Origin of the sequence: Roseateles sp. NT4 (assembly GCF_051857475.1) — a bacterium.
GTDB lineage: Bacteria > Pseudomonadota > Gammaproteobacteria > Burkholderiales > Burkholderiaceae_C > Pelomonas.
Map to the genome: position 1 here is coordinate 1,590,969 of NZ_JBPZGZ010000001.1, position 25,310 is coordinate 1,616,278.

The following is a 25,310-nucleotide window of genomic DNA, read 5'->3' on the forward strand; positions in this document are numbered from 1 at the left end:
CCCGCCTGGCGATGTGCCTGGTGGTCGAGCCGCCAGGCATCGCCGCCCCCTCGGGGGGCGGATCAGCGTTCCCGCTGGGCCGGGGGCTTCAGGTTTCAGCATCGATTCGCGAATGCCGGCGCGTGTCACGCATCAACAGATAGACGAGCAGCGAGCAGGCGATCACCGCGGTAGCGTACCAATAGAAGCCGCTTTCCATGCCCTGCTGCTTGAACCACAGCGCGATGTACTCGGCGCTGCCGCCGAAGACCGACACGGCGATGGCATAAGGCACGCCCACGCCGGTGGCACGGATGGAGGCCGGGAAGAGCTCGGCCTTCACGACGGCATTGATGGAGGTGTAGCCGCTGACGATGAGCCAGGCACAGGCGATCAGGCCGAAAGCCTCCCACGGTCCTTGCGCGTGGCGGATGGCCGTCAGCAGCGGCACCGTGAACAGCGTGCCCAGCACGGCGAAACCCAGCAGCAGCGGCTTGCGGCCGATGCGGTCCGACAGCGCACCGTACAGCGGCTGCAGCATGGCGGCGAAGACCAGGCTGGCGGCGGACACCGCCGTCGTCTGCGCGTCCGTCAGGCCGACCGACAGCTTCAGGAACTTCTGCATATACGTCGTGTAGACGTAGAAGGCCAGCGTGCCGCCCATGGTCAGGCCGATGACGATGAGGCATTCGCGCGGATGCTGCATCAGCAGCTTGAAGCCGCCCATGCGGTCCTTGCCATGCTTGCTTTTGTGGTTCTCGAAGGCCTTGGTCTCGGGCAGGTCGGAACGCATGATGAGGGCGACGACGGCCAGCAGCGCGCCGATGAAGAAGGGAATGCGCCAGCCCCAGGCCTTCAGTTCAGCCGTGTCGAGCACGAAGTTCTGCAGCACCAGCAGCACGACCAGGGCCGTCAGCTGGCCGCCGATCAGCGTCACGTACTGGAAGCTGGAATAGAAGCCTCGGTGCTTGGAGGTCGCCATCTCAGAGAGGTAGGTGGCGCTGGAGCCGTACTCGCCGCCCAGGCTCAGGCCTTGCAGCAGGCGGGCGAGCAGCAGGATGACGGGCGCGCCGACGCCCACCGATGCATAGGTGGGCGAGCAGGCAATCAGCAGCGAGCCGCCGCACATCAACAGCACCGAGGCCATCAGCGCCTTGCGCCGGCCATGGCGGTCGCCGATGTAGCCGAACAGCAGGCCACCGATGGGCCGCACGAAGAAGCCCAGCGCAAAGATGGCCGCGGTGGACATGGACTGGGCCACCGGGTCGCTGGACGGGAAGAAGGCCGAGGAGAAATAAAGGGAGAAGGCCGCGTAGCAGTAGAAGTCGTACCACTCGACGAGGTTGCCGATGGAGCCGACGAAGATGGCCTTGACGCGCTTGAGCTCGATGTGATCGGGCGCCTGGGCGGCGCCTGCCGAGGTCGGCGGATAGATCGCTGACATGGGGCTGTCTCCTGTGGTTGTGTGCCCAGGATGAGCAGCTTGCGTGCCAGGCTCAAAAGCGTCGCTTTCGAGGTGGCGCAGTAGCAAGATCGGCGGTTTGTCGCCGATCAACCGGGGTCAGCCGGCCGCCAGCGGCGGCAATCCGCCGCCGTCTAGAACCGCAGGTCGATGCTGGCCATGTCGAGGCGGCTGCCCTCGCCTTCCGGCTTCACGCTGACGACGTGAAAGCTCTTGGCGGTGCCGACGCGGTATTCCAGCGTGCCGGGCTTGAGCTCGCTGGCCTCGCAGCTCAGCCGGTCGGAGTCCTTGGGCGGCTTGATGCGGTTGGCCGGGTCGCGGCAGTCCAGCACCGCGCCGTAGCGGCCCAGGGCCTTCACGTAGAAAGCCGCCACGCGCTCGGGCGACGCGGCGCTGTGGAACTTCATCGCATGGATCTGCAGGCCGAAGCCGCCGGCCCAGGCGCCGAAGCTGATGCCGGCCTTGTCGTCGGCACTGTCCTTGACCGGCACGGCACCGGCGTAGACCGGCAGGCCGACGTCGGCCGCCTCGGTGCGGGCATTGCCCTGGATGCCCATGCTGAAGTCCTTGCCGTCGCCGGCCAGAGCGGCCGAAGTGGCCAGCACGAGGGCGAGGCCGGCAAGAACGTGGCGCTTGGTCATGACGATCTCCTGAGCGTTGCTTGAATGCGCCCAGGTTAGGCAGCGCCCCGCCGCCCCGCGACGCCGCCGCGACAGGCTGCACGGCGGCGTGGACAGGCCGCAGGGCCGGCCGACGATCGGATCAGCGCTTGGACTTGACCCAGTCCATGACCAGCTCACGCAGCACCGGCAGCGGCACCTGGCCGGCCGTCAGCACGACACGGTGGAAGCCCTTGATGTCGAACTTGTCGCCCAGCGCCGCGGTGGCCTCGGCGCGCAGCTTGGTGATCTCCAACTGGCCGATCTTGTAGCCCAGGGCCTGGCCCGGCCAGACGATGTAGCGCTCGACTTCCGACACGACATCGCTCTCGGCCATGGACGAGTTGTCGAGCATGAACTTGATAGCCTTCTCGCGTGACCAGCCCTTGGCGTGCAGGCCGGTGTCCACCACCAGGCGCATGGCGCGCAGCTGCTCGTCCGACAGGCGGCCGTACCACTGGTAGGGGTCGGTGAACAGGCCCAGCTCCTTGCCCAGGCTCTCGGAGTACAGGGCCCAGCCCTCGACATAGGCCGTGTAGTTGCTGCCGAAGCGGCGGAAGGCCGGCAGGGTGCTGTCTTCCTGGGCGATCGAGATCTGGAAGTGATGGCCCGGCGAGGCCTCGTGCAGGGACAGGGTCTCCATGCCGAAGATGGGCTGGGCCTTCAGGTTGAAGGTGTTGACGTAGAAGACGCCCGGCCGTGAGCCGTCGGCGGTGCCGTTCTGGTACGAGGCACCCGCCGCGCTCTCGGCGCGGAAGGCCTCGACCTCCTTGACCTCGTAGTCGGCCTTCGGTTGGATGTCGAAGAGCTTGGGCGTCAGGCCGTTGATCTTCTTCTGCAGGTCACGGTAGCCGGCCAGCAGGTCTTCGGGCTTGCTGTAGTAGTACTTGGGGTCGTCCTGCAGATGCTTGAAGAAGGCCTTCAGGTCGCCCTGGAAGCCGACCTGCTTGCGCACCCCCTCCATCTCGCCCAGGATGCGCGCCACTTCCTTGAGGCCGATGGCATGGATCTGCTCCGGCGTCAGCTTCAGCGTGGTGGACTGCTGCACGCGCCAGGCATACCAGGCCTTGCCGTCCGGCAGGGCCGACCAGCCCGTGCTCTTGCGCGCCTTGGGCATGTACTCGTCGCGCACAAAGGCCAGCAGGCGGCCATAGGCCGGCAGCACGCCCGTGGACAGCAGCTTGCGCATCTCGGCCGTGATGCGCTCGCGGTCGGCGGCCGGCACGGCGTCGGGGAAGTTCTTGATCGGGCCCCAGAACAGGCTTTTCTCGGGGTCGGTCACGGCCAGGGCCTGCAGCTGGGGCAGCACCTTCTCCATGACGGCCTTGGGCTGGGTCACGCCGGCCTTGAGGCCGTCGCGCATGTTGGCGATGCTGCCGTCGAACAGCGGCACGGCCAGGGCCAGGCGCTTGAGCCAGTCGTCGTAGTCCTTGGTCGTCTTGAAGGGCTGGATGGACTCGCCCGTGCCCATCTGGGCCAGGAAGCTGGGCAGGCCGCCGATCTGGCTGATGGGCTGCATCCATTCGGGGAAGCGCTCGCCGGCCAGGCTCTGCTCCAGGTCGAGCTTCAGGATGCTGTAGGAGACGCGATCCTTGGCGTCAAGTTTGGCCTTGCTGAAACCGGCCAGGTCCTTGAGCTGCTCCTGCACCTCGCGCTTGGCCTGGGCCCGGTAGGCGGCCGTCGTCGTGTCGATGAGGCGGTCGTTGTAGCGCGGGTCGCCCAGGGACGTGGCCAGCACGGGCTGGCGCTGCAGGGTCAGTTCCCACTGGGCGTCCAGCCACTGGTGGAAGCGTTCGCTCTCGGTGGCGGCAAAGGCGGGCAGGCTCAGCGACAGGCTGGTGGCGAGCAGGCTCAAGGCGTGACGACGGCGCATGGAATCTCCGATGTGAAGGCCGCGATGCTAGCGAGGTGGCTGCTGACAAGCCAAAGGCCATGGTGTCCCTAGAATTCCCCCAGGCCCCGCTTCGGGGCTGTTGTCGTTTGTAGGTCCGCATGACTCTCCCGTCGCTGCCGGCAATCCAGCCCGGCAAGAAGTTCACCCATTCCCGCCCTGTCGGCTCGGCCGATGCCCTGCTGCTCGCGCGCTTCGTGCAGCAGCAGCGCGACGCCGGGCGCCTGGCCGCCATCTTCACGGCCGAGCCGGGCGACACCCAGCGCCTGGAAGACGAGCTGAAGTTCTTCGCCCCCGAGCTGAAGATCGCCGTCTTCCCCGACTGGGAAACCCTGCCCTATGACAGCTTCAGCCCCCACCAGGACCTGATCTCCGAGCGCCTGGCCACGCTGTGGGAGCTGCTGCAAAGCAAAAAAACGAAAAGCATTGACGTCGTGTTGATGCCGGCATCGACGGCACTGACACGCCTGGCGCCGCCCAGCTTCCTGGCCGGCACCACCTTCAACTTCAAGCAGAAGCAGCGCCTGGACGAGGCCTCGCTGCGCTCCCAGCTGACACTGGCCGGCTACACCAACGTCAGCCAGGTCGTGCAGCCCGGCGAGTACGCTGTGCGCGGCGGCCTCATCGACCTCTTCCCCATGGGCTCGGCCGTGCCCTACCGCGTCGACCTGTTCGGCGACGAGGTCGACTCCATCCGCGTCTTCGACCCCGACAGCCAGCGCAGCCTCTACCCGGTGCCCGACGTGCGCCTGCTGCCTGGCCGCGAGTTCCCCATGGACGAGGCGGCGCGCAAGGCCTTCCGCAACCGCTGGCGCGAGAAGATGGACGGCGACCCGACCAAGTCGCGCCTCTACCGCGACATCGGCGACGGCATCGCCTCGGGCGGCATCGAGTACTACCTGCCCATCTTCTTCGAGCAGACGGCCAGCGTCTTCGATTACCTCGGCGCTGAAGCGGGCCTGGCCCTGCATGGCGAGGTCGATGAAGCCATCCAGCGCTTCTGGACCGACACCAAGGAGAGGCACCGCTTCCTGCAGCACGACCCCGAGCGGCCGCTGCTGCCGCCTCAGGAGATCTTCCTGACGGCCGAGGACTTCTTCGGTCTGACCAAGCCACATGCCGTGCTGTCGGTGCGCGGCAACGAACCGGTGGACTTCGCCCGTCCGCTGCCCGACGTCAGCGTCGAGCGTGGTGCCCAGGAGCCCTTGGCCCGCCTCGAATCCCACCTGAAGGCCACGCCGCACCGCGTGCTGCTGCTGGCCGAAAGCGAAGGCCGGCGCGAGAGCCTGCTGGAGCAGTTGCGCGACAGCAAGATCGACCCGCCTTCGGTGGCCAGCCTCGCCGAGTTCTGGGAAGGCGACGAAAAATATGCCATCACCGCCGCGCCGTTGGCGGAAGGCTTCTTCTGGGTCGACGGGCAGCGACCCGTGCAGCTCATCACCGAGACCGAGCTGTTCGCGACGACGCCCACCACGCGGCGCCGCCGCAAGCAGGAGCAGGTCAGCGACGTCAATGCGCTGATCAAGGACCTGTCCGAGCTCAAGGTCGGCGACCCCGTCGTGCACATCAACCACGGCATCGGCCGCTACCAGGGCCTGGTCAACATCGACCTGGGCGATGGCCAGAAGAGCGAGTTCCTGCACCTGGAATACGCCGACAAGGCGACGCTGTATGTGCCGGTCGCGCAGTTGCACCTGATCGGCCGCTACACCGGCGTGAGCCCGGAAGAAGCGCCGCTGCACAAGCTGGGCTCGGGCCAGTGGGAAAAGGCCAAGCGCAAGGCCGCCGAGCAGGTGCGCGACACCGCGGCCGAGCTGCTGAACCTGTATGCCCGCCGCGCCGCCCGCGAAGGCCATGCGTTCAGGTACTCCGGCCACGACTACGAGGCCTTCGCCGCCAGCTTCGGCTTCGAGGAGACGCCCGACCAGCGCGCCGCCATCCACGCCGTCATCCAGGACATGATTTCGCCCAAGCCCATGGACCGCCTGGTCTGCGGCGACGTGGGCTTCGGCAAGACCGAGGTGGCGCTGCGTGCGGCCTTTGTCGCCGTGATGGGTGGCAAGCAGGTCGCCATCCTGGCGCCGACGACGCTGCTGGCCGAGCAGCATTACCAGAACATCTCCGACCGCTTCGGCGCCTGGCCCATCAAGGTCGCGGAGATGAGCCGCTTTCGCTCGGCCAAGGAGATCAAGGCGGCGATGGAGGGCATTGCCGACGGCACGCTGGACATCGTCGTCGGCACGCACAAGCTGCTGTCCGCCGAAGTCAAGTTCAACCGCCTGGGCCTGCTCGTCATCGACGAAGAACACCGCTTTGGCGTGCGCCACAAGGAGGCCATGAAGGCCATGCGTGCCGAGGTCGACGTGCTGACGCTGACGGCCACGCCCATTCCCCGCACGCTGGGCATGGCGCTGGAAGGCCTGCGCGACCTGTCGGTCATCGCCACGGCGCCGCAGCGCCGCCTGGCCATCAAGACCTTCGTCCGCGCCGAGAGCAGCGGCACCATCCGCGAGGCCGTGCTGCGCGAACTCAAGCGCGGCGGCCAGGTCTACTTCCTGCACAACGAGGTCGAGACCATCGAGAACCGGCGCCAGAAGCTCGAAGAGCTGGTGCCCGAGGCGCGCATCGTCATCGCCCACGGCCAGATGCCCGAGCGCGAGCTGGAGCGCGTCATGCGCGAGTTCGTCGCCGGCAAGCACAACCTGCTGCTGTGCTCGACCATCATCGAGACCGGCATCGACGTGCCCAGCGCCAACACCATCATCATTGCCCGCGCCGACAAGTTCGGCCTGGCCCAGCTGCACCAGCTGCGCGGCCGCGTCGGCCGCTCCCACCACCAGGCCTATGCCTATCTGATGGTGCCCGACATGCAGGGCCTGACCAAGCAGGCCACGCAGCGCCTGGACGCCATCCAGGCCATGGAGGAACTGGGCTCGGGCTTCTACCTCGCCATGCACGACCTGGAGATCCGCGGCGCCGGCGAGGTGCTGGGCGACAACCAGAGCGGCAACATGATGGAGGTGGGCTTCCAGCTCTACAACGACATGCTGAGCGAGGCCGTGCGCGCGCTCAAGGCCGGCCACGAGCCCGACCTGCTGTCGCCGTTTGCGGCCACCACCGAGATCAATCTGCATGCCCCGGCCTTGCTGCCGGATGCCTATTGCGGCGATGTGCAGGTGCGGCTGTCCCTCTACAAGCGCCTGGCCACGGCCGAGAAGAACGAGCAGATCGACGCCATGCTGGAAGAGGTGACCGACCGCTTCGGCAAGCTGCCCAACCAGGGCCAGAACCTCTTCGACCTGCACCGCCTGCGCGTGCTGGCCAAGCCCTATGGCGTCAGCAAGATCGACGCCTCGCCGGCCCTCATCAACATCAACTTCCGCCCCAACCCGCCCATCGACCCGATGCGCGTCATCGAGCTGGTGCAGAAGAACCGCAACATCAAGCTGGTGGGCAACGAGAAGCTGCGCGTGGAGAAGCAGCTCTCCAGCCCGCAGGACCGCGCCCAGGCCGTGCGCGAGGTGCTGAGGCTGCTGGGCCAGCCCCTCAAGGCAAGCTAGGGAGGGCAGGCGACGAGACGGCTGCCTAGACTGCGCCGTCCGTCGCCTGGAGCCCCGCCATGAAGAAGCTTGCCCTCGCCCTCGCCTTCCTGCTGCCCGCCCTGGCCAGCGCCGCCGGGCTGACAGGCACGACGGTGGACGTGCGCTATGACTTCGAGAACGGGGCCCAGGTTTTCCACACGCTGGACAGCGTTCTCGTCGGCGCGGGCACCGAGCTGAGCTGCCCCGGCGCCGCCCAGATCTGCCAGGCGCTGACGGCGCCGACCCAGAGCCTGGACTTCGGCAACAGCAGCATCCGCTACGACTACAGCGGCACCGGCAGCAGCTTCAACAGCATCCCGGTCAACGGCTTCACCTTCCAGTCGCTGTTCGACGCCGGCACGGTGATCACCGGCGTGACGCTGACGGGCAGCGGCGTCACCGGCCTGGACGCTTCGCGCGTCAGCTTCTCGGCCCACACCGTGCAGGTCTACATGGGCGGGGTGAGCGTCAGCGGCCCCCAGGCCTCTTTCCAGCTCGACATCCAGACGGCGCCCGTGCCCGAGCCGGCCAGCGCTGCCCTGCTGCTCGGCGGCCTGGCGCTTTTGGCTGTCGGGCGCCGCCGCTGAGCGCATCGGGATAATGCGGGCATTGCTGGCCCGCTCCATCCCGACTCCGTGACCTCCTCCGCTTCTGAAGGCCTCGTCCTGCGCGACGGCCCCGCGCTGCCGCCGCTGTCCCACTTCAAGCTCGCCGCCTTCGACATGGACTCGACGCTGATCAGCATCGAGTGCATCGACGAGATCGCCGCGCTGGCCGGCAAGGGCCAGGAAGTCGCCGCCATCACCGAAGCCGCCATGCGCGGCGAGATCACCGACTTCAGGGACAGCCTGCGCCGGCGCCTCGCCATCCTGGCCGGCGTGCCGGCAACGGTGTTGGACCGCGTGCTGGCCGAGCGGTTGAACTTCAACCCCGGCGCGCGAGAACTCTGCACCGCGCTGAAGGCGGCCGGGTTGAAGCTCGTGCTCGTCTCCGGCGGCTTCACCTTCTTCACCCGCTTTGTCGCCGCCGAGCTGGGCATGGACTTCGTGCGCAGCAACGAACTCGAGATCGCCGACGGCGCCCTCACCGGCCGCGTCGTCATGCAGGACTGGGGTGACATCTGCGACGGCGAGCAAAAGCGCCTGATGCTGCTGCAGAGCTGCGAGTCAATTGGCTGCCGCCCCGACCAGGCCATGGCGGTCGGCGATGGCGCCAACGACCTGCCCATGATGGGCGCGGCCGGCCTGTCGGTGGCCTATCACGCCAAGCCCAAGGTGCGCGAGCAGGCCCGCATCGCCATCAACGAGGGTGGTCTGGATCGACTGCTGGAGTTGATCCGGCCGTGAAGCGGCTGGCGGCGCTGCTGCTGGCCACCGTGCTTGCGGGCACGGCGGCGGCGCAGTCACCGCCACCGCCGCTGCGCTTTGTCGCAGCCACCAACAACGCCCTGCCCATCGCCCAGTTCGACGCCAGCGACAAACTCGTCGGCGGCATCGTCAAGGACCTGGGCGAGCTGATCGCCACCGGCCTGGATCGGCAGGCCGTCTTCGTGCCGATGGCGGGCAAGCGTGTCAGCGCCGCCCTGCTGGCCGGTGAAGCCGACGCCATCTGCTTCGTGCTGCCGGAATGGCTGCAGGGCGATTTCCGCTGGACGCGCGGCCTCATCCCCGACGCCAGCCTGGTCGCCTCGCATGTCGATGCGCCGGCCCTCACGAGCCTGCAGCAACTCGCCGGCCAGCCCCTGGGGACGGTGCAGGGCTACAGCTATCCGCTGGCCGAGCAGGTGCTGGGCAAAGGGCTCAAGCGCTCTGACGTGCCGAGCATGACTGCCAACCTGAATCGCCTCGCCGCCGGCAGGCTGCGCTATGCGCTGGTGGAGAAAACCTCGCTGCAGTTCTTCCTGCGCGAGCAGACCAAGGCCCAAGTGCGCATCGCCTGGGTCATCAACCAGTTCGACGCCCGCTGTGCCTTCTCGCCGCATTCCGGCGTGCCCTTCCCCGAGGTGGCCGCGGTGCTGGACCGCCTCGTCACTGACGGCAGCGTGCAGCGCGTGCTGGCGCGCTACCGCTGATCCGCCGCCGGGACGACGCGCCCGGCCTTCATGACGAAGTCGACCTTCTCCATCAGCCGGATGTCGGCCAGCGGGTCGCCCTTGACCGCGACGATGTCGGCCCAGCGCCCCGGCGTGATGGCACCGAGCTGGCCTTCCTGGCGCAGCAGCCTCGCCGCGTTGATGGTGGCCGACTGGAGAGCCGCCATGGCCGGCATGCCCGCGTCGACGAGATAGCCGAACTCCTTGGCGTTGGCGCCATGCGGGCCGACGCCGGAGTCCGTGCCGAAGGCGATCTTGACGCCGCCCTTCCAGGCCCGGGCCAGCGCCTGCTGCACCAGGATGCCGACACTGATGGCCTTGAGGCGCACGACCTCGGGGAAATAGCCGGGCTGCTGGGCCTTCTCGCTGGCGAAGCGGCCGGCCGACAGCGTCGGCACCAGCCAGGTGCCATGCTGCTTCATCGCCGCCACGACCTCGTCGTCGAGGTAGGAGCCGTGCTCGATGGAGTCCACGCCGGCGCGGATGGCGCGCAGCATGCCCTCCTTGCCGTGGGCGTGCACGGCGACGGCAAAGCCATAGTCGCGTGCCGTCTCGACGACGGCCTTCAGCTCGGCGTCGGTGAACTGCGGGTTGATGCCGTTGGTGGCCAGGCTCAGCACGCCGCCGGTGCCGGTCAGCTTGATGAGGTCGGCGCCTTCCTTGTAGCGCTGGCGCACGGCCTTGCGCGCCTCGTCGGGGCCGTTGATGACGCCCTCGGCCGGCCCGGGGTCGCCGCGCAGCTGGTTGTTCAGGCCGTTGGTGGGGTCGGCATGGCCGCCCGTCGTGCCGATGGCCTTGCCGGCGGCATAGATGCGCGGGCCGGTGATCCAGCCCTTGGCCGTCGCGTCACGCAGGCTGATGGCCAGGCCATCGGGCGCGCCCAGGTCGCGCACGGTCGTGAAGCCGGCATCGAGGATGCGGCGCAGATAGACGGTGGCGTGCAAGGCCGCGTCGGCCGGGTTCTGGAAGAAGCGCTCGGCGTAGGCACCCGGGTTGCTCTCGTGGCTGATGTGCACATGGGCATCGATGAGCCCCGGCATGACGGTGCGGTCCCTCAGGTCGATGAGGCGGTCGTAGTCGGCTGGCTCGACGTAGCCCGGCTTGACCGCACTGATCTTGTCGCCGAAGACGATGATGGACTGGCGCTCCAGCACCCGGCCCGCCTCGGTGTCGACGAGGCGGCCGGCGTGGATCAGCGTTTCGCCCGACGCGGCAACGGCGGCGTTGCAGGCAGCGAACAGCAGGGCAAGGGCGAAGCGACGCATGACGGCACCATCGAGTGGACAGGCCCGCGAGTGTCGTCCGGCTCAGCCTCCGCCCGGCCCCTGGATGACCCTGACCGAGTCTGTCCCGAAAGTCACGGTCTGGCCGGCGCGGATCTTGGCCGTCTTGCGCAACTCCACCTGGCCGTCGACCTTGACCTCGCCGGCCGTGATCAGCATCCGTGCGCGGCCGCCGCTCTCGACCAGGCCCATGGCCTTGAGCAGCTTGTCCAGCTCGATGTACTCGCCGCGCAGCGTGAGCTCAAGCATGCCGGGCCTTCAGAGCGGCTTCGCGGAAGGCCGTCAGCGTGCTGCGCGAGGTACTCACATCGCTGGACAGGCGCAGATGCAGCAGGGCCGGCTTGCCGCCCGCGATGGCGGCATCCAGCGCCGGGCCGACCTGCTCCGTGTTCTCGGCGTAGAAGGCCGAGAAGCCAAAGGCCTCGGCGAACTTGGCGAAGTCGGGGTTGAAGAGATCGCTGCCCGACACGCGGCCCGGGTACTCGCGCTCCTGGTGCATGCGGATGGTGCCGTAGGTGCCGTTGTCGACGACGACAACGAGCAGCTTCTTGGCGCCGTAGCCGGTGGCCGTGGCCAGCTCCTGGCCCGTCATCAGGAAGTCGCCGTCGCCGGCGATGTTGACGACCCAGCGGTCCTGCAGCAGCGCTGCAGCCACCGCGGCGGGGACGCCATAGCCCATCGCGCCCGAGGTCGGCGCCAGTTGCGTCTTGCCGAAGCGGTGCAGGCCCGTGTAGCGGTGGAAGCGGTGCAGCCAGCCGCTGTAGTTACCGGCGCCATTCGTGAAGATCGTGCCCTCAGGCAGCTTGGCATCGATGAGGTGGATGACCTCGGCCATGTCCAGCGGCGCCACCGGCGTCGGCACGAGGTTGCCGCGGTAGTCGGCGTTGGCGGCCGCCGTCCAATCGCCCCAGGCGACGTCGGCCGGCGGCGTCAGCGCGGCCAGGGCCGGGGCGGCCTGGCTCATGCTGGCGTTGATCAGCAGCTCGCCCGTGTAGACGCGGCCCAGCTCTTCGGCACCGGCATGGATGTGGATCAGGCCTTGCGTCGGGCGCGGCGCCTGCAGCAGCGTGTAGCCGCCGGTCGTCATCTCGCCCAGGCGCGGGCCGACGGCGAGGATGAGGTCGGCTTCTTTGACCCGCGCGGCCAGCTTGGGATTGATGCCGATGCCGACGTCGCCGGCGTAGTTCGGATGGACGTTGTCGAACAGGTCCTGGAAGCGGAAGGCGCAGCCGACTGGCAGCTTCCAGCTCTCGGCAAAGCGCTGCAGGGCCGCCGTCGATTCAGGCGTCCAGCCGCCACCACCGACGATGACGAGAGGCTTCTGGGCGGCCGCCAGACGCTCGCGCAGTTCGGCCAGCGCAGCCGGCGTGGGCGCCGCCTCGGCGGGCCGGGCGGGCGCCACGACGGGCGCCGCGATCGGCTGGGTCAGCATGTCCTCGGGCAGCACCAGCACGACCGGGCCGGGCCGGCCCTGCATGGCCGTGTGGAAGGCGCGGGCCACGTATTCGGGCAGGCGCTCGGCGTCATGCACCTCGCCCACCCACTTGGCCATGCCCAGGGTGCCGGGGCCGAACATCTGGCGGTAGTCCACCTCCTGGAAGGCCTCGCGGTCGCGCTGATCGCTGGCGACCTGGCCGATGAAGAGGATCATCGGCGTCGAATCCTGGAAGGCCGTGTGCAGGCCGATGCTGGCATTGGTCGCGCCGGGGCCGCGCGTGACAAAGCAGATGCCCGGCTTGCCAGTCAGCTTGCCCTGGGCCTCGGCCATGAAGGCCGCGCCGCCTTCCTGGCGACAAGCGACGAAGCGGATCTTGTCGGCATATTCATGGAAGCCATCGAGCACGGCGAGATAGGACTCGCCAGGCACGCCGAAGGCATCGGTCACGCCCTGGGCGATCAACGCCTCGACCAGCACATGGCCGGCGAGACGGGGGGAGGCAGCTTGTCTAGTCATGTTGACACTTTAGCTGGGGTCGCGGGTCTTCATCGCCCGTGTCGGCCCACGAACACAGGGGTTGCTCAGTCGTCGACAGCCTCGATACCCAGCTGCCGCATGCGTTCGACATGCGCTTTCATCACCGACAGCTGCTCGGCCGAATGGCCTTGCCAGTCGGTGACTTCGCCCGTCACCCGCAGCGGCTCTCGCGAGCGGTAGGACTTGGTCGGGTTGCCGGGAAACTTCTTGTCGGTGACGTTGGGATCGTCGGCGATCGCTCCGGTGGGTTGCACGATGTAGATGCGGCCGGGGCCATCGCCCATCGCCAGCTCTGCCCCCCAGATCGCCGCCTCCAGCGTCGCGCTCAGGTAGACGTGGTTGGCCTTGCGCCGGGTTCCGTAGTTGGAGGTGTAGCCAGCCTGGATCAGGTCACCCACCTTCAGGTCGGCCTTGGTGCCGTGGTAGTACGGGGGCGGGGTCAAGTCGTCTGTGCTGTTCATCTGGGTGTTCGAGTAGTGGTCAACGCATCTCCCGATCGGCGGCCCGATCGAAGACCTTGTCCCGGGTCATGCCGAGACGGCGCCGCATTTCAAGGATCACGCCTGTGCCAACGACAGCAACCAGGGCGCCCGCCATCGGTTGGAGCAGGAAAAGCGTCATGCCGCCGCAAAGGAAGCCGACGCCCAGATAGAGCGAGTCCTCCTCCCGATGTTCCGCCCAAAGCGCGAATGCGAATGCAAGCACGGCCAGGTAGGCGGCGAAGAACCGTAGCGCGGCAATGATCCAGCCGTCGGTGATGGTGAGCAGTGTGACGTTGCTCATCTCTGGTGTCACCCAAGGCTCTTGAAGAATGCCGAGCTTCTCTGCCAGCTCAAGCACATGCCCGCCCCGCGAGCTCCAGAGGATTTCAAGCTGCCGGGCAGCGAGGACTGCGGCGATGGACAAGCCGCCATAGATGGAGCTCGCAAAGCCATGGACGTTGCCTTCGTTCAAAGGGGCCGCGTTCGTCATCGCCGGGCTAGCCTCAGGGCTTGGCGACCACAACCGTCACCTCGTCGCCCCTTCGATGGCACGCTCCGTGATCTTGTCCTTGAGCTTGTCGTCGGGCGTGAGCCCCAACGCCTTGTGCAGCGCCGACGGCCCACTGCTGGCATCGGCAGGCTTGGGGACGGGCGTGGCCTGGACCACCGTGACGGTGCCCGCCGTCACCGCCTGGTCGCGGTGGCCGGCCGGGCATTCGGCATTCGTGTAGGAAATCTCCTGGCCCTTGACGCATTTGCGCAGCCCGCCCGGCCTGGCCTTGCCGGCATCTCCCGCCGGGCTCGAAGACTCCGCCAGCGTCTGGACCTTGCTGGCCGATGGGCCCAGCCAGGCCTGCAGCGGCTCGCGCTGTTGCCAGACCAGGCCGAGGGCGGCCACCACGAGCAAGCCAATGACAAGACCACGAATCGACATGAGGGCAGGCGGAACAGTTGATGCGTCACTGTAGCGGCGCGCCCGCTACGCCTTCATCAAGCCCTGCCAGGACCAACGCGGCAGGGCCAGGTCATCGGGCACCGCCTGGCCGCGGCTCGGGTAGGCGGCCATGGCCTGGGTCGTGGCCCAGGCAAAGTAGTCATGCAGCACCTGCCGCAGCTCCGCATCCGCCACACCGATGTCGGCCAGCGCCGCGTCGAAGCAGGCGATGGCGCGGCGGTCCATCTCCTCATGCGGGCCATTGCCGCTGTGGCTGCGCACGACAGCAGAGTGGCTGCCCAGCTGCCCGCTGTACAGCGCCGGGCCGCCCCAGGCCTCGGCCCAGTAGGCCGCCAGTCTCTCGGTGTGCCGGGGATGAAAGCCGTGGCTGAAGGCGTGGGCAACGATCTCGTCGGCCAATACCCGCGCATGCCAGGCCTGGGCCAGGCGTAGCACGGCATCCTGGCCGCCCAGGGCATCGAACAGGCTGTCTTGTCGCATGGGAAACCTCAGGCGCTGCGTTGCTGTCCCAGCAGTTTGACAGCCAAAGCCCCCAGCACCAGGCCCATCGCGTAGCGCTGCAGCGCCAGCCAGAAGCGGTTGCGCGAGAACCAGAGTGCGACGCGCGCGGCGCACAGGGCCACCAGCAGATTGACCGATGAGCCGATGCAGACCTGGGTCGTGCCCAGCACCAGGCTCTGCGCCAGCACCGACCCGGCCTCGGGCGAGATGAACTGGGGCAGCACCGACAGATAGAAGATGGCCACCTTGGGGTTGAGGATGCTGGTCAGCAGGCCCATGGTGAAGAGCTTGCGCGGCCGCTCGGTTGGCAAGGTGCGCGGCTCGAAGGGTGAGCGAGCGCCGGGGCGCACCGCCTGCCAGGCCATCCACAGCAGATAGAGGGCACCTGCGAACTTCAGCAGCTCATAGCCCAGCGGCACGGCCAGGAAGAGGGCCGTCAGACCGACGGCCGCGCAGACCATGTGCACCGTGAAGCCCAGCACGACGCCGCACCAGGACATGACGCCCGCCGTGCGCCCCTGGCAGATGGAGCGCGAGATCAGATAGACCATGTTCGGCCCCGGCGTCGCGGCCATCAGCAGGGCCGCCGCCGCGAACACGAAAAAGTGCGGCGCCGAGGGCATGGGATGTCAGGCAGCAGCCGTCGCCAGGGCGCGCCGCCGCGCCAGGCCCATGCCGACCAGACCGGCCGACGCGACGCCCATCAGCAGGGCCGCGGCCGAGCCGGCGAACACGCCGCGCGGCATGCCGTGGTCGAGGATGGCGCCGAAGACCGGCGCGGCCAAGGCAAAGCCGATGTCCAGGCCTGAGTAGACGGTGCCGTAGACGCGGCCCGTCGCCCCCGGCGGCGAGGCGCGCTTGATGAGCATGTCGCGCGACGGGCCGGCCAGCCCCGTGCCGAAGCCGGCCAACGCCGCCACCGCAGCCGCCAAGGGGCCGGGCAACCAGCCGGTGGCAGTCAGCAGCAGCAGGGCCGCCGCCAGGGCCAATGCCAGCGCGATGGTGCGTTCCAGCCGCTCCGCCTTGGCCACCAGGAAGCCGCCGCAGACCATGCCGGCCGCGCCGGCCAGCATGTAGCCGGTGACGACATAGGCCGTCAGCGCCAGCGGCAGGCCATACATCTGATGCAGGGCCGGGCTGGCAAAGCTCTGGATGGCCGACAGGGCCGCCGTGCTCCAGAAGAAGAAGGAGAAGCACAACCAGACCGAGGGCAGCTTCAGGAAGGCCATGGGGTGCTCGACCTTGGCGCCAGCCTCGGGCTTGGCATGGCCCCAGGAACCCTGGCGGTCGTCTATTGCCGAGCGTTGCCAGAACAGCAGGCCCATGACGGTCAGCGCGACCAGGGCCGTGCCGAGATAGGCGAAGCGCCAGTTGCCGGTGGCCTCGGCGATGCCGATGGAGAACACCGGCGCGAAGGCCCAGCCCAGGTTGCCGCTGATGCCGTGCACCGAGAAGGCATGGCCCAGGCGCGGCTGCGAGACGCGCTTGTTCAGGATGGTGAAGTCGGCCGGGTGGAAAGGCGCATTGCCGACGCCGGCCAGCGCCGCCGCCAGCATCAGCCCGCCAAAGCCCTGGGCCAGGCCGGCCGCGATGGAAGCCAGGAAGAAGCTCGCCATCGCCGCGAACAGCACCGGCCGGGCACCGATGCGGTCGACGATGAAGCCCGACAGCGCCTGGCCGGCGCCGGAGATGACGAAGAAGGTCGTCACCAGCAGGCCCAGTTCCGAGTAGCTCAGGCCGAAAGCCTGGATGAAGGCCGGGAACAGCGGCGGCAGCAGCATGTGGAAGAAATGCGAAGTGCCGTGGGCGACGCCGATGGTCGAGATCGTCGTGACGTCGCGCCGGCGCTGCAGGCCGGCGTCTATGGAAGAGGCGATGGCGGAACTCATGCCCCCACTCTAGGCAGGCAGGCTGCGGCCTGGTTACGATGGTTCGTCAAGTTCTGTCGAAATCCGGCCACCACCGCCATGTCCTCCAACCGCCGCAGCTTTCCCGCCTTCTCGCCCGAGCTCTTCGCACCGACGGCCGAGCGGCCGCTGCGCGCCAAGTCGCGCCTGCTGGAGCATCTGGCCGACATCCAGCCTCACCGCCACGACTGGGCCCAGCTCGTCTTCTCGATGACGGGGGCGGTGCGCGTCAACACCGAAGGCACCGGAATGGCAGCCTGGCCGGCCGCGTCGGCCACCTATATCGTGCCGCCATCGCGTGCCGTCTGGATCCCGCCTGGCCTCGTGCATGCGGTGACGGCCATCGAGCAGGCCGAGCTGCACACCCTCTATCTCAACCCTGAACTGCTGGCCGGCGAGGCCTGGAGCGTCGGCCGGGTGCTGGAGGTGTCGCCGCTGCTGCGCGAGCTGGTGCTGGCCCTGCCCGCCGTGCCGGACCCAGCCCCACCGGAGAGCGCGGATGACGTCGAGAGACGCCGCGGCATCGAGAGCCTGGTGCTGATGGAGCTGCAACGCGCCCGCCCGCTGGCCCTGGGCGTCGCCCTGCCCCAGGACGGCCGCCTGCGCCGGCTCTGCGAGGCCATGCTGCGCGAACCCGGTCGCCACGCCGGCCTGGACGAATGGGCTACCGAGGCAGGCGCCAGCCCGCGCACCCTGAGCCGCCTGTTCCGCGAGCAGCTGGGCACCAGCTTCGCGCAGTGGCGCTCGCAGCTGCTGCTGGCCCATGCGCTGACCCTGGCGGCCCGCGGCCGGCCCATGAGCCATATCGCGGCCGAGCTGGGCTATGCCAGCGCCAGCGCCTTCACGGCCATGGTGACGCGCACGGTGGGCATGCCGCCAAGCCGGTTCTTTGCTGAAGCCTGAGCGCCGGACAATCCCGGCCATGCCCGACACGCCGCGCCCCGATTTCAACGACACCCAGCCGCCCATGCGGCCCGCGGAACCCGAGCCGCGGGTGGTCAAGGTCGACAAGCGCGGCTCGAGGCACTGGTTCTTCACGCTGCTGGCCTACATGCCCTTCGTCGTGGCAGGTGCCGTCTACGGCGTCGCCATGCACAGGCTCTTCAGCGGCCTGCTGAGCCGGGAAGCGGCCCAGAGCAGCGGACTGATGCTGTGGTCCTTCCTGTTCGGCGTGCCGCTGGCCATCGGCTTTCTGGTCAGCTTCCTGGCGACGCGGCGCAAGCGAGCCGGACTGGCCGGCGCGGGACTGCTGTCCTGGCTATCGACCGGCCTCTTCGTCTTCGCGGGCGGCGCCCTGCTGCGCGAGGGCAGCATCTGCATCCTCATGGCCCTGCCGCTGCTGCTCATCCTCGCCGTGCTGGGAGCTCTCGTCGGCGCGCTGGCCTCGGCCTTCAGCAAGGACCAGGGCCCCAAGCTGCTGTCGGTCGCACTGCTGCTGCCCCTGGCACTGGGCTCGGTCGAAGCCGGCCTGGATGAACCCACCGACGGCCAGCACATCGTGCGCAGCGTGCTCATCCAGGCACCGGCCGAAACCGTCTGGCAGCACATCAACTTCCCGCTGGACATCGATCCGGCCGAACTGAAGGACGGCATCGCCTACCGCATGGGCGTGCCCTTCCCCGTCGAGGCGCGCACCCTGCAAGGCCGCATCGGCGGCCAGCGGGCCCTGGTCTGGCAGCGCGGCGTGCGCTTCAACGAGATCATCACCGACTGGCAGCCGAACCGCTACATCGCCTGGCGCTACGACTTCGCGCCGGACTCCTTCCCGCCCGGCTCGCTGGATGACCATGTCGTCATCGGCGGCCGCTATTTCAGCCTTGACGACACCGCCTATGCGCTGACGCCCGAAGCTGGCGGGACGCGGCTGACCATCACGGTCAATACCCATGTCTCCACCCACTTCAACTGGTATGCCGGCTGGTGGGCGAACTGGCTGGTGGCCGACACCGCCGAAGCCATCCTGAAGTTCTACAAGCGGCGCGCCGAACGCGGCTAGCGCCAGCGCAACGGTGTATCGCGTGTGGACGCCGATACGCGCAGCCACCCCGCCTGCTCGGCCGCGGCCGGGCTGGCAAAGCTCTCGCGCAGCGCCGCCACCACGTCTTCGCCCACCAGCTCCACCCCCACCCAGGCATCGCGCCAGCTGCGCTTGGCCGCGTACAGCGCCAGGTCGGCCAGGTGCTGCAGGCTGTCCAGGGCCGACGCGCCCGGGCCGCCTGCGGCAAAGGGGAAGCAGGCGAAGCCGATGGACACCGTCTTGTGCTGCGGGCTGCCATCGGGCAGCCGGAACTCGTGGGCCGCGATGGCCATGCGGATCTTCTCGGCCAACTGGGGCGCCGAGGCGCGCTCGACGAAACGCGCAACGACGAGGAACTCCTCGCCGCCCCAGCGCACCACATAGTCCGAGGCGCGCAAGGCCTGGCGCAGCACTTCGGCCGTCTGCACGAGGACGGCGTCGCCGGCCGCATGGCCATGGGTGTCGTTGACGGACTTGAAGTGATCCAGGTCCAGCATCAACAGCACATGGTCGGAGTCCGGCGGCACCGGGTGGCCGGCGGTGTGGCGACGTGCCGCCAGCTCCAGGTCGGCCGGCAGGGTCTGCTCCAGGAAGCGGCGGTTGTGCAGGCCGGTCAAGGGGTCGGTCAGGCTGGCCTGCTCGATGCGCTGGTAGGCCGCCTGCAGGTCGGCCGTGCGTTCGGCCACGACCCGCTCCAGCTCGGCACCGCGGCGGCGCAGCGCGCGCAGGCGCAGCCGGAAGACCGCGACGATGAGCAGCAGCGCCAGCAGTGCAATGGCGGCGCGAAACCACCAGGTCTGGTGCAAGGCCGGCATGACCTGAACAGCGAGCGACAGGGGCGGCTCGCTCCACCGTCCGGCACGGTTGCTGCCCTGCACCAGCAGCTGGTAGCGGCCCGGCGGCAGGCCGGTGTAGGCGGCCAGGCGCTGGTCGGCCGCGGCCGCGTTCCAGTCGCGGTCAAAGCCTTCCAGCCGGTAGCGGTAGCGCAGCTTCTGCGGCGCGGTCAGGTCCAGGGCCGCGAACTCGACGCGCAGGCTGCGCTGGCCGGGCTGCAGCGTCAGCGCCTGGCGGTCGGCCGGCAAGGTCTCGCCATCGACGCTGATGGCCGTGGCCCGCAGCGGCGGCGCATAGGTCCAGGGCTGGATGTCGCGCGGCTGCACGATGAGCAGGCCTTCGGGCGAACCGAACAGCAGGCGGCCGTCATGCGTCATCGCGCGGCTGGCGATGAAGAGGCTGCGGAACTCGTTGCCCTCGGCCGCATCGAAGCGCTGCACGCGCCAGGTCTTGGGGTCGATGCGCACCCGGCTGCCCAGCCAGACCTGGCCTTCAGCGTCCTCGACCAGCGACTCGGCCGGGCTGCTGGGCAGATCCAAGCGGCGGCTCAGCACGTCGAAACGGGCGACCCCTCCATCGAAGGATTTGAGGATGGCCACGCCATCGGGCGTCGCGACCCACAGGCGGCCATCGCGGGCGACCAGCAGGTCGGGCACCCAGTTGTTGGGCAGGGCGTCGGCGCGGGCCGGGTCACGCGCAATGCGCCGGGCCTGGGCCGTGGCGGGGTCGAACAGGCTGAGGCCGTTGTCGGAGCCGACCCAGAGCTTGCCGTCGGACGCAAAGGCCAGGGACTCGACGGCCCGGCCAGCCAGCGTCGTCGCATCGGCCGGGTCGTGGCGGAAGGCGGTGACCGTGCCGTCGGTGGCGATGCGCGCGAGGCCACTCAGCGATCCGGTCCACAGCGCGCCGGCGGCGTCGAAGACCATGGTGCGGATGGGCCCACCGGGCAGGCCCTGGGCGGTGGTGATGCGCTCGAAGCCGCGGCGGCCTGGTCGCTGGCGGTGCAGGCTGCCATCGAGTGTCGCCACCCAGGCACTGCCGTCCGGCCCCTGGGCCAGACAGGTCACCGAGCCGTCGGCCAGGGCATCAGGCTTCTTCGGTTCCGGCCGCAGGCCGTCGATGAGATGACCCGCTGCATCGAGGATGTCCACGCCATTGCCATTGGTGCCCAGCCAGAGCCGGCCATCGGTCATCTCGCGGGCGCGCACGATGGCCGGGTGGCTGGGGCCGTCGGCATCGCCGGCGCGGTGGCGCAGCTTCAGCCAGGCGCGCGTGGCGGGGTCATGGCGGGCCAGGCCACCGCCCCAGCTGCCCACCCACATCAGACCGGAGCGGTCGGCCAGCACGGCGCCGACGCGGTCGTTGCCAATGGTGGCGGGCTGGCCGGCGTCATGGCGCAGGCGGTCGACGATGCGCAGCGAGCTGCCGTCGATGACGTCGACGCCGCCGCCGAAGGTCGCCACCCAGATCTCACCGCCCGCGCCCTCGGCGAGTCCATAGACCCAGTAGTGGCTCAGCGCCTCGCCGCCCTGCCCTGGCGGCCAGCGCTTCAGCACGGCAGGCCCTGCCGGGTCCAGCACGGCGAGACCATGCGCCGCCGTGCCTATCCAGATGCGGCCCTGGCTGTCCTCCAGCAACCGCGTCACATGCTGGCCCGCGAGTTCATCCTTCGCCACGGCGACAAAGCCCTCGGCCTCGCCCCGCCATTGCTGCAGGCCGCCCCGCCCGCCCACCCAGAGCCGGCCGGCGCGGTCGATCAGCAGCGCGCGCAACTGGTCATGCGCCAGGCTGTTGGCGCGCGCCGCGTCGTGACGGTGGTGGCGGATGGCGCCGCTGGCCGGGTCCAGCCTATCCAGACCGTTGTCGGTGGCGATCCACAGCCCGCCGTCGCGATCCTCGGCGACGGACTCGACGCGGTCGTGCGCCAGGCTGCTCTCGTCGCCGTCACGGTGGCGGTACTGCCTGAAGCCCTCGGTGCGCGGGTCAAAGACGCTCACGCCGCCGCTGATGCTGCCCACCCACAGCCGGCCGTCACGCGCGACGTGCAGGGCCCGCACATAGCTGCCCGACAGGCTGGTCGCGTCGCCCGGCCGCGGCCGGTAGACCTTGAAGCCGTAGCCGTCATGGCGCACCAGGCCGTCCTGGGTGCCTATCCACAGGAAACCCTGGGCGTCCTGGGCCATGGCCGTGGCGAGGTGGGCCGGCACATCGTCAGGCATGGCGATGCGCTGAAAGCCCACCAGGCCCGGCCGTGTCTGGGCCAGGGCCAGCAAGGGCAGCAAAAGCAGCAGTAAAGGGCCGGCCAGCCACGCGGCGGGCCGGGCAAGCCAGGCTCTCGGCAAGCGACTCTCTCCCAACGACCCCGCCTCTTTCGGGCGGTGCGCGAGTATCGCGCTGCAAAATATTTTTGTTTCGACCGCGAATCCTTTTCGCCAACCGGCGCCTCTTAGTGGCCGAGGGTTGTCCTCGAACACTTGGAGTTGAACCATGTTCTATGTGAAGAATATTCCGACCGGCGAGCGCATCGTGCGGGTGGTGTGCGGCATCGCCGCTGCGGGCGCTGGCCTGGCGCTGCTGGGCGGCACGACCGGCTGGCTGGTGGCCGCCGGCGCCGTGGGCCTGGTGGCCTCGGGCCTCTTCGGCTTCTGCCCGGCCTGCGCCATGGTCGGCCGCAAACTCAAATAATGGCCCTCGCCGCCCAACACCAGCCCCTGCTCGCTGCCGCCCACGGCGGCGACCGGCGGGCGCTGGAGCAGCTGCTGCGCATCTCGCGCCCCGACATCCGCCGCTATGCCCAGCAGCATTGCCTGCTCAGCGACGTGGACGACGCGGTGCAAGAGGCCCTGCTCATCGTCAGCCGCAAGCTGCCGTCGCTGCGTGTGATGGCGGCCTTCTCGGGCTGGATGATCCGGCTCGTGCAGCGCGAGTGCCGGCGCCTGGGGCGCATCACGCTGCGCTACGACCCCTACGACGAAGAGAAGCTGGAGCAATGGCTGGTCACGCACGACGAGCCGGGCCTGCGGCGCGAGCTGGTGGCGGCCCTGGAGTCGCTGCCGATCCACTACCGCGAGGTCATGCTGCTGCGCGACCTGGAAGAGATGACTATCGAGGAGATCGCGGACCAGACCGGCCTGACGCGGGCCAATGTGAAGAGCCGCCTGCACCGTGCTCGCGCCCTGGCCCGCGAATACCTGCTGGGTGGCCGACCCGGCGGCTGACAAGCAGACTTCCTGTCGTCCGACTCGGGCCAGGCAGGCCCGGTGAAACCATGGTGGCCTCCACAACCTCGGAGACATCCATCATGAATCGACGCCACTATGTGTTGGGCGCCGCCACGTTGCTCGCTGCGGTCTCCGTCCCGGCGATCGCCCAGCGCGGCGATGACGACGGCGAGTTCACCATCCTGCAGGCCCGCTACGGCACCGACCGCAACCATGTCGACGTGACCGACAAGCTGCGCGAGTTCGCGCGCCGCGACCGCCGCGTCAAGCTCACCAACGACCTCTTCGGCGTGGACCCCGACCCGGGCCGCGACAAATACCTGCGCATCTACGCCCGCGACCGCGACGGCCGCGAGCGCCGCTTCGACTACCCTGAGCGCGCCTGGATCGACGGTGGCCAGTTCACGGCCTGGGGCGGCGGCCGCTGGGGTGACCAGAACTACAACGGCGGCTGGGCCGGCAACCCCTACCGCGACCAGCCGCACGACGATGGCGGCTACACCATCCTTTCCGCCAGCTACGGCAACCCGGGCCGAGACGTGGATGTGACCTCCCGTCTGCGTGAACTGGCGCGCCGCGACGAACGCTTCCGCATGGGCAACGACACCTTCGGCGTTGACCCCGACCCGGGTCGCGGCAAGCGCCTCATCATCGTGGCGCGCGGCCCGGGCGGCCGTGAGCGCAGCTTCGAGTACCCCGAAGGCGCCACGGTCGACGGCGCCCAGTTCGTCGGCTGGGGCCGCGGCAACTGGGGTCGCTGAAAACAGGGCGCGTGAGCTGAGGAAAGCTGAGGGTTACGCGCCCTTACAACGCGCCGTCCGCCCGTGGCGATCGCCATGCGTTGACGTCCCGGCCGTGCGACGATGCCCGGCCTGGACAACAACGAGGAGATCGCCATGAGACGACGCCACCTGACCCTGGCCCTGGGCGCTGCCCTGGCCACCGCCATCACCGGGCCCGCATGGGCCCAAGACGATGGCGAGTTCGTCATCCTGCACGCCCGCTACGGCACCGAGAACAACCATGTCGACGTGACCGGCCGCCTGCGCGATCTGGCCCGCCAGGACCGGCGCTTTCGGCTGACCAACGACCTCTTCGGCGTCGACCCCGACCCGGGCCGCACCAAGACCCTGCGCATCTTTGCCCGCGACCGCAGCGGCCGCGAGCGCAACTTCGACTTCCGCGAGCGCGACTGGGTGGACGGTGCCCAGTTCGTCGGCTGGGGCGGCGGCAACTGGGGCGAGTCCAACTGGCAAGGCGGCTGGCACGGCAATGGCGGCGGCCGCGGTGATGGTCACGATGACGGCCAATACATCATCCAGTACGCCACCTATGGCGCCAGTGGCCGCGACGTCGACGTCACCGACCGCCTGCGCGACCTGGCGCGGCGCGACCAGCGCGTGCGACTGACCAACGAGCTCTTCGGCGTCGACCCCTATCCCGGCCAGACCAAGATCCTGCGCATCTTCACCCGCGATCGCGGTGACCAGGAGCGCGTGTTCGAGTACAGCGAGTACGGCACCATCGACGGCAACCAGTTCGTCGGTTGGGGTCGCGGCGACTGGGGACGCGCACGCGGTGGCGGTGGCGGCGAGTGGAATCAAGGCCGGCCGGCCGGCGGACGCCTCGTCATCGAGAGCGCCAGCTATGGTGCTGAAGGCCGCTGGACCGACGTGACCCAGGCCCTGCGTGCCCAGGTGCGCGGCGACCGCTTCGAGACCGAGGTGCGCAACGAACTGTTCGGCTTCGACCCCGCACCGGGCCGTCGCAAGCTGCTCAGCGTGACCTACCGCATCGGCAACCAGCCGCCCAACACGGTGCGCGTCAGCGAGCGCGACACGATTCGGCTGCCCTAGGAAGGGCTGGACGGGTCTTCGCAATGCGGCGCGCCCTGGTTTGGGATGTGCTGCAAGGCGCAAACCACAGCCATAGCGGAGCTATGGCGCGGATTTGCAACGCAGCAGGTCGCCCAAAGCAGGGATGCGCCGCGCGCGGGAGATCCGTCTAGCGCTTCCTTTGCTCAGTGCCAGGCGCCGAGGATGGCGCCCATCACGGTGTAGGCCACGATCTGGTAGCCGCTGTTGATGAGCCAGAGCCTGAGCGAACGCTGCTCGAAGAGGTAGATGACGCCCAGGCTCATGGCCACCCAGCCAAGACCCGTGGCAAAACCGGCGAACAGGCCGAAGCTCAAGCTCGCCTTGGGGCCCAGGAAGGCCGCCAGGTTGAAGGCCATCACCAGTGAAGCCAGGGCCGACAGGCCGAAGATCCGGGCCGGATTGCCCTGCTTGACCTGGGCCTCGCTCAAGCCCGCTTCGGCCATCCACGACTTCGCAAACAGGATGGGTGAATACCAGAGCCCGCCGATCAGGAAGCTCGACAAGGCCGCCACAATGACCGCCGGGAAGTTGAATTGCACTGCGTCCATCGCAGGACCCTCTTGCTGAAGTTGTTGGTGCGGCGATGCTGAGGCG

General features: G+C 68.9%; 24 protein-coding genes. 10 read left to right on the forward strand and 14 right to left on the reverse strand.

The genetic code is table 11. From position 1 onward, the window contains the following. Nucleotides 1-88 precede the first annotated feature (88 nt). The 3 genes from ACS5PN_RS07440 to ACS5PN_RS07450 form a co-directional block, all read right to left on the reverse strand. Nucleotides 89-1,423 carry an MFS transporter gene (locus ACS5PN_RS07440; RefSeq protein ID WP_439463286.1) on the reverse strand — a complete coding sequence of 445 codons (1,335 nt, stop codon included), beginning with the start codon at nt 1,421-1,423 and terminating at the stop codon, nt 89-91. Nucleotides 1,424-1,575: 152 nt separating this feature from the next. Continuing rightward, nucleotides 1,576-2,082 carry a hypothetical protein gene (locus tag ACS5PN_RS07445; protein ID WP_439463287.1) on the reverse strand — a complete coding sequence of 169 codons (507 nt, stop codon included), beginning with the start codon at nt 2,080-2,082 and terminating at the stop codon, nt 1,576-1,578. Between the two features lie 121 nt (nt 2,083-2,203). Then, nucleotides 2,204-3,973, reverse strand: a complete 1,770-nt coding sequence (locus ACS5PN_RS07450) for a DUF885 domain-containing protein (RefSeq protein WP_439463288.1) — start codon at nt 3,971-3,973, stop codon at nt 2,204-2,206. Between the two features lie 119 nt (nt 3,974-4,092). On the opposite strand from ACS5PN_RS07450, the gene mfd reads away from it, so the two are divergent. Genes mfd through ACS5PN_RS07470 form a run of 4 tightly spaced genes read left to right on the forward strand, consistent with a single transcriptional unit; the run spans nt 4,093 to nt 9,643 of the window. After that, nucleotides 4,093-7,551 carry a transcription-repair coupling factor gene (gene mfd / locus ACS5PN_RS07455; protein ID WP_439463289.1) on the forward strand — a complete coding sequence of 1,153 codons (3,459 nt, stop codon included), beginning with the start codon at nt 4,093-4,095 and terminating at the stop codon, nt 7,549-7,551. Between the two features lie 59 nt (nt 7,552-7,610). After that, nucleotides 7,611-8,159 carry a PEP-CTERM sorting domain-containing protein gene (locus ACS5PN_RS07460; protein ID WP_439463290.1) on the forward strand — a complete coding sequence of 183 codons (549 nt, stop codon included), beginning with the start codon at nt 7,611-7,613 and terminating at the stop codon, nt 8,157-8,159. A 48-nt stretch (nt 8,160-8,207) separates the two neighbouring features. Further along, entirely contained in the window at nt 8,208-8,918 is a 711-nt protein-coding gene (serB, locus tag ACS5PN_RS07465; protein WP_439463291.1) for a phosphoserine phosphatase SerB, read from the forward strand. After that, nucleotides 8,915-9,643 (forward strand): substrate-binding periplasmic protein, encoded by a 729-nt coding sequence (locus ACS5PN_RS07470; RefSeq protein ID WP_439463292.1) that lies wholly within the window; start codon nt 8,915-8,917, stop codon nt 9,641-9,643. Before serB ends, ACS5PN_RS07470 begins: the two co-directional genes overlap by 4 nt. Here the strand turns inward: ACS5PN_RS07470 and ACS5PN_RS07475 are convergent. The 9 genes from ACS5PN_RS07475 to ACS5PN_RS07515 all read right to left on the reverse strand — a co-directional run bounded on the left by ACS5PN_RS07475 (nt 9,634) and on the right by ACS5PN_RS07515 (nt 16,749). Then, nucleotides 9,634-10,929 (reverse strand): amidohydrolase family protein, encoded by a 1,296-nt coding sequence (locus tag ACS5PN_RS07475; protein WP_439463293.1) that lies wholly within the window; start codon nt 10,927-10,929, stop codon nt 9,634-9,636. The genes ACS5PN_RS07470 and ACS5PN_RS07475 overlap by 10 nt on opposite strands. A 42-nt stretch (nt 10,930-10,971) precedes the next feature. Beyond that, nucleotides 10,972-11,196 (reverse strand): RNA-binding S4 domain-containing protein, encoded by a 225-nt coding sequence (locus tag ACS5PN_RS07480; RefSeq protein WP_439463294.1) that lies wholly within the window; start codon nt 11,194-11,196, stop codon nt 10,972-10,974. After that, nucleotides 11,189-12,901, reverse strand: a complete 1,713-nt coding sequence (locus tag ACS5PN_RS07485) for a thiamine pyrophosphate-binding protein (RefSeq protein WP_439463295.1) — start codon at nt 12,899-12,901, stop codon at nt 11,189-11,191. The genes ACS5PN_RS07480 and ACS5PN_RS07485 overlap by 8 nt, the downstream gene beginning before the upstream one ends. A gap of 65 nt (nt 12,902-12,966) precedes the next feature. Then, the gene (gene arr, locus ACS5PN_RS07490; protein WP_439463296.1) at nt 12,967-13,383 is read right to left on the reverse strand and encodes an NAD(+)--rifampin ADP-ribosyltransferase; all 417 of its coding nucleotides are present in this window, start codon (nt 13,381-13,383) and stop codon (nt 12,967-12,969) included. A 19-nt stretch (nt 13,384-13,402) separates the two neighbouring features. Beyond that, complete coding sequence (locus ACS5PN_RS07495) at nt 13,403-13,894, reverse strand: hypothetical protein (RefSeq protein WP_439463297.1); 492 nt, start codon at nt 13,892-13,894, stop codon at nt 13,403-13,405. Nucleotides 13,895-13,930: 36 nt separating this feature from the next. After that, nucleotides 13,931-14,338, reverse strand: coding sequence for a hypothetical protein (locus ACS5PN_RS07500; RefSeq protein ID WP_439463298.1), 408 nt, complete (start codon nt 14,336-14,338; stop codon nt 13,931-13,933). Between the two features lie 45 nt (nt 14,339-14,383). Continuing rightward, complete coding sequence (locus ACS5PN_RS07505) at nt 14,384-14,839, reverse strand: group II truncated hemoglobin (protein ID WP_439463299.1); 456 nt, start codon at nt 14,837-14,839, stop codon at nt 14,384-14,386. An 8-nt stretch (nt 14,840-14,847) separates the two neighbouring features. Then, a complete protein-coding gene (locus tag ACS5PN_RS07510) occupies nt 14,848-15,483 on the reverse strand; it encodes a LysE family translocator (RefSeq protein ID WP_439463300.1) in 636 nt (211 codons plus the stop codon). A gap of 6 nt (nt 15,484-15,489) precedes the next feature. After that, entirely contained in the window at nt 15,490-16,749 is a 1,260-nt protein-coding gene (locus tag ACS5PN_RS07515; RefSeq protein WP_439463301.1) for an MFS transporter, read from the reverse strand. 78 nt (nt 16,750-16,827) lie between these two features. Here ACS5PN_RS07515 and ACS5PN_RS07520 point away from each other — a divergent pair, with 78 nt between their 5' ends. Both ACS5PN_RS07520 and ACS5PN_RS07525 read left to right on the forward strand, forming a co-directional pair. Next, on the forward strand, nt 16,828-17,670 hold the full coding sequence (locus ACS5PN_RS07520; RefSeq protein ID WP_439463302.1) for an AraC family transcriptional regulator: 843 nt from the start codon (nt 16,828-16,830) through the stop codon (nt 17,668-17,670). Between the two features lie 19 nt (nt 17,671-17,689). Continuing rightward, a complete protein-coding gene (locus tag ACS5PN_RS07525; protein ID WP_439463303.1) occupies nt 17,690-18,763 on the forward strand; it encodes an SRPBCC family protein in 1,074 nt (357 codons plus the stop codon). Here ACS5PN_RS07525 and ACS5PN_RS07530 read toward each other — a convergent pair. Then, the gene (locus ACS5PN_RS07530; protein WP_439463304.1) at nt 18,760-21,900 is read right to left on the reverse strand and encodes a two-component regulator propeller domain-containing protein; all 3,141 of its coding nucleotides are present in this window, start codon (nt 21,898-21,900) and stop codon (nt 18,760-18,762) included. The two genes, ACS5PN_RS07525 and ACS5PN_RS07530, sit on opposite strands and share 4 nt — an antisense overlap. A gap of 205 nt (nt 21,901-22,105) precedes the next feature. Here ACS5PN_RS07530 and ACS5PN_RS07535 point away from each other — a divergent pair, with 205 nt between their 5' ends. The 4 genes from ACS5PN_RS07535 to ACS5PN_RS07550 all read left to right on the forward strand — a co-directional run bounded on the left by ACS5PN_RS07535 (nt 22,106) and on the right by ACS5PN_RS07550 (nt 24,695). Next, on the forward strand, nt 22,106-22,303 hold the full coding sequence (locus ACS5PN_RS07535; protein WP_439463305.1) for a YgaP family membrane protein: 198 nt from the start codon (nt 22,106-22,108) through the stop codon (nt 22,301-22,303). After that, on the forward strand, nt 22,303-22,836 hold the full coding sequence (locus ACS5PN_RS07540) for an RNA polymerase sigma factor (protein WP_439463306.1): 534 nt from the start codon (nt 22,303-22,305) through the stop codon (nt 22,834-22,836). Before ACS5PN_RS07535 ends, ACS5PN_RS07540 begins: the two co-directional genes overlap by 1 nt. Before the next feature lie 83 nt (nt 22,837-22,919). Further along, entirely contained in the window at nt 22,920-23,600 is a 681-nt protein-coding gene (locus ACS5PN_RS07545) for a hypothetical protein (protein WP_439463307.1), read from the forward strand. A 135-nt stretch (nt 23,601-23,735) separates the two neighbouring features. Next, nucleotides 23,736-24,695, forward strand: a complete 960-nt coding sequence (locus ACS5PN_RS07550) for a hypothetical protein (RefSeq protein WP_439463308.1) — start codon at nt 23,736-23,738, stop codon at nt 24,693-24,695. Nucleotides 24,696-24,859: 164 nt separating this feature from the next. Here the strand turns inward: ACS5PN_RS07550 and ACS5PN_RS07555 are convergent, their stop codons facing one another. Then, nucleotides 24,860-25,264, reverse strand: a complete 405-nt coding sequence (locus ACS5PN_RS07555) for a DUF1761 domain-containing protein (protein WP_439463309.1) — start codon at nt 25,262-25,264, stop codon at nt 24,860-24,862. Nucleotides 25,265-25,310: the final 46 nt, after the last annotated feature.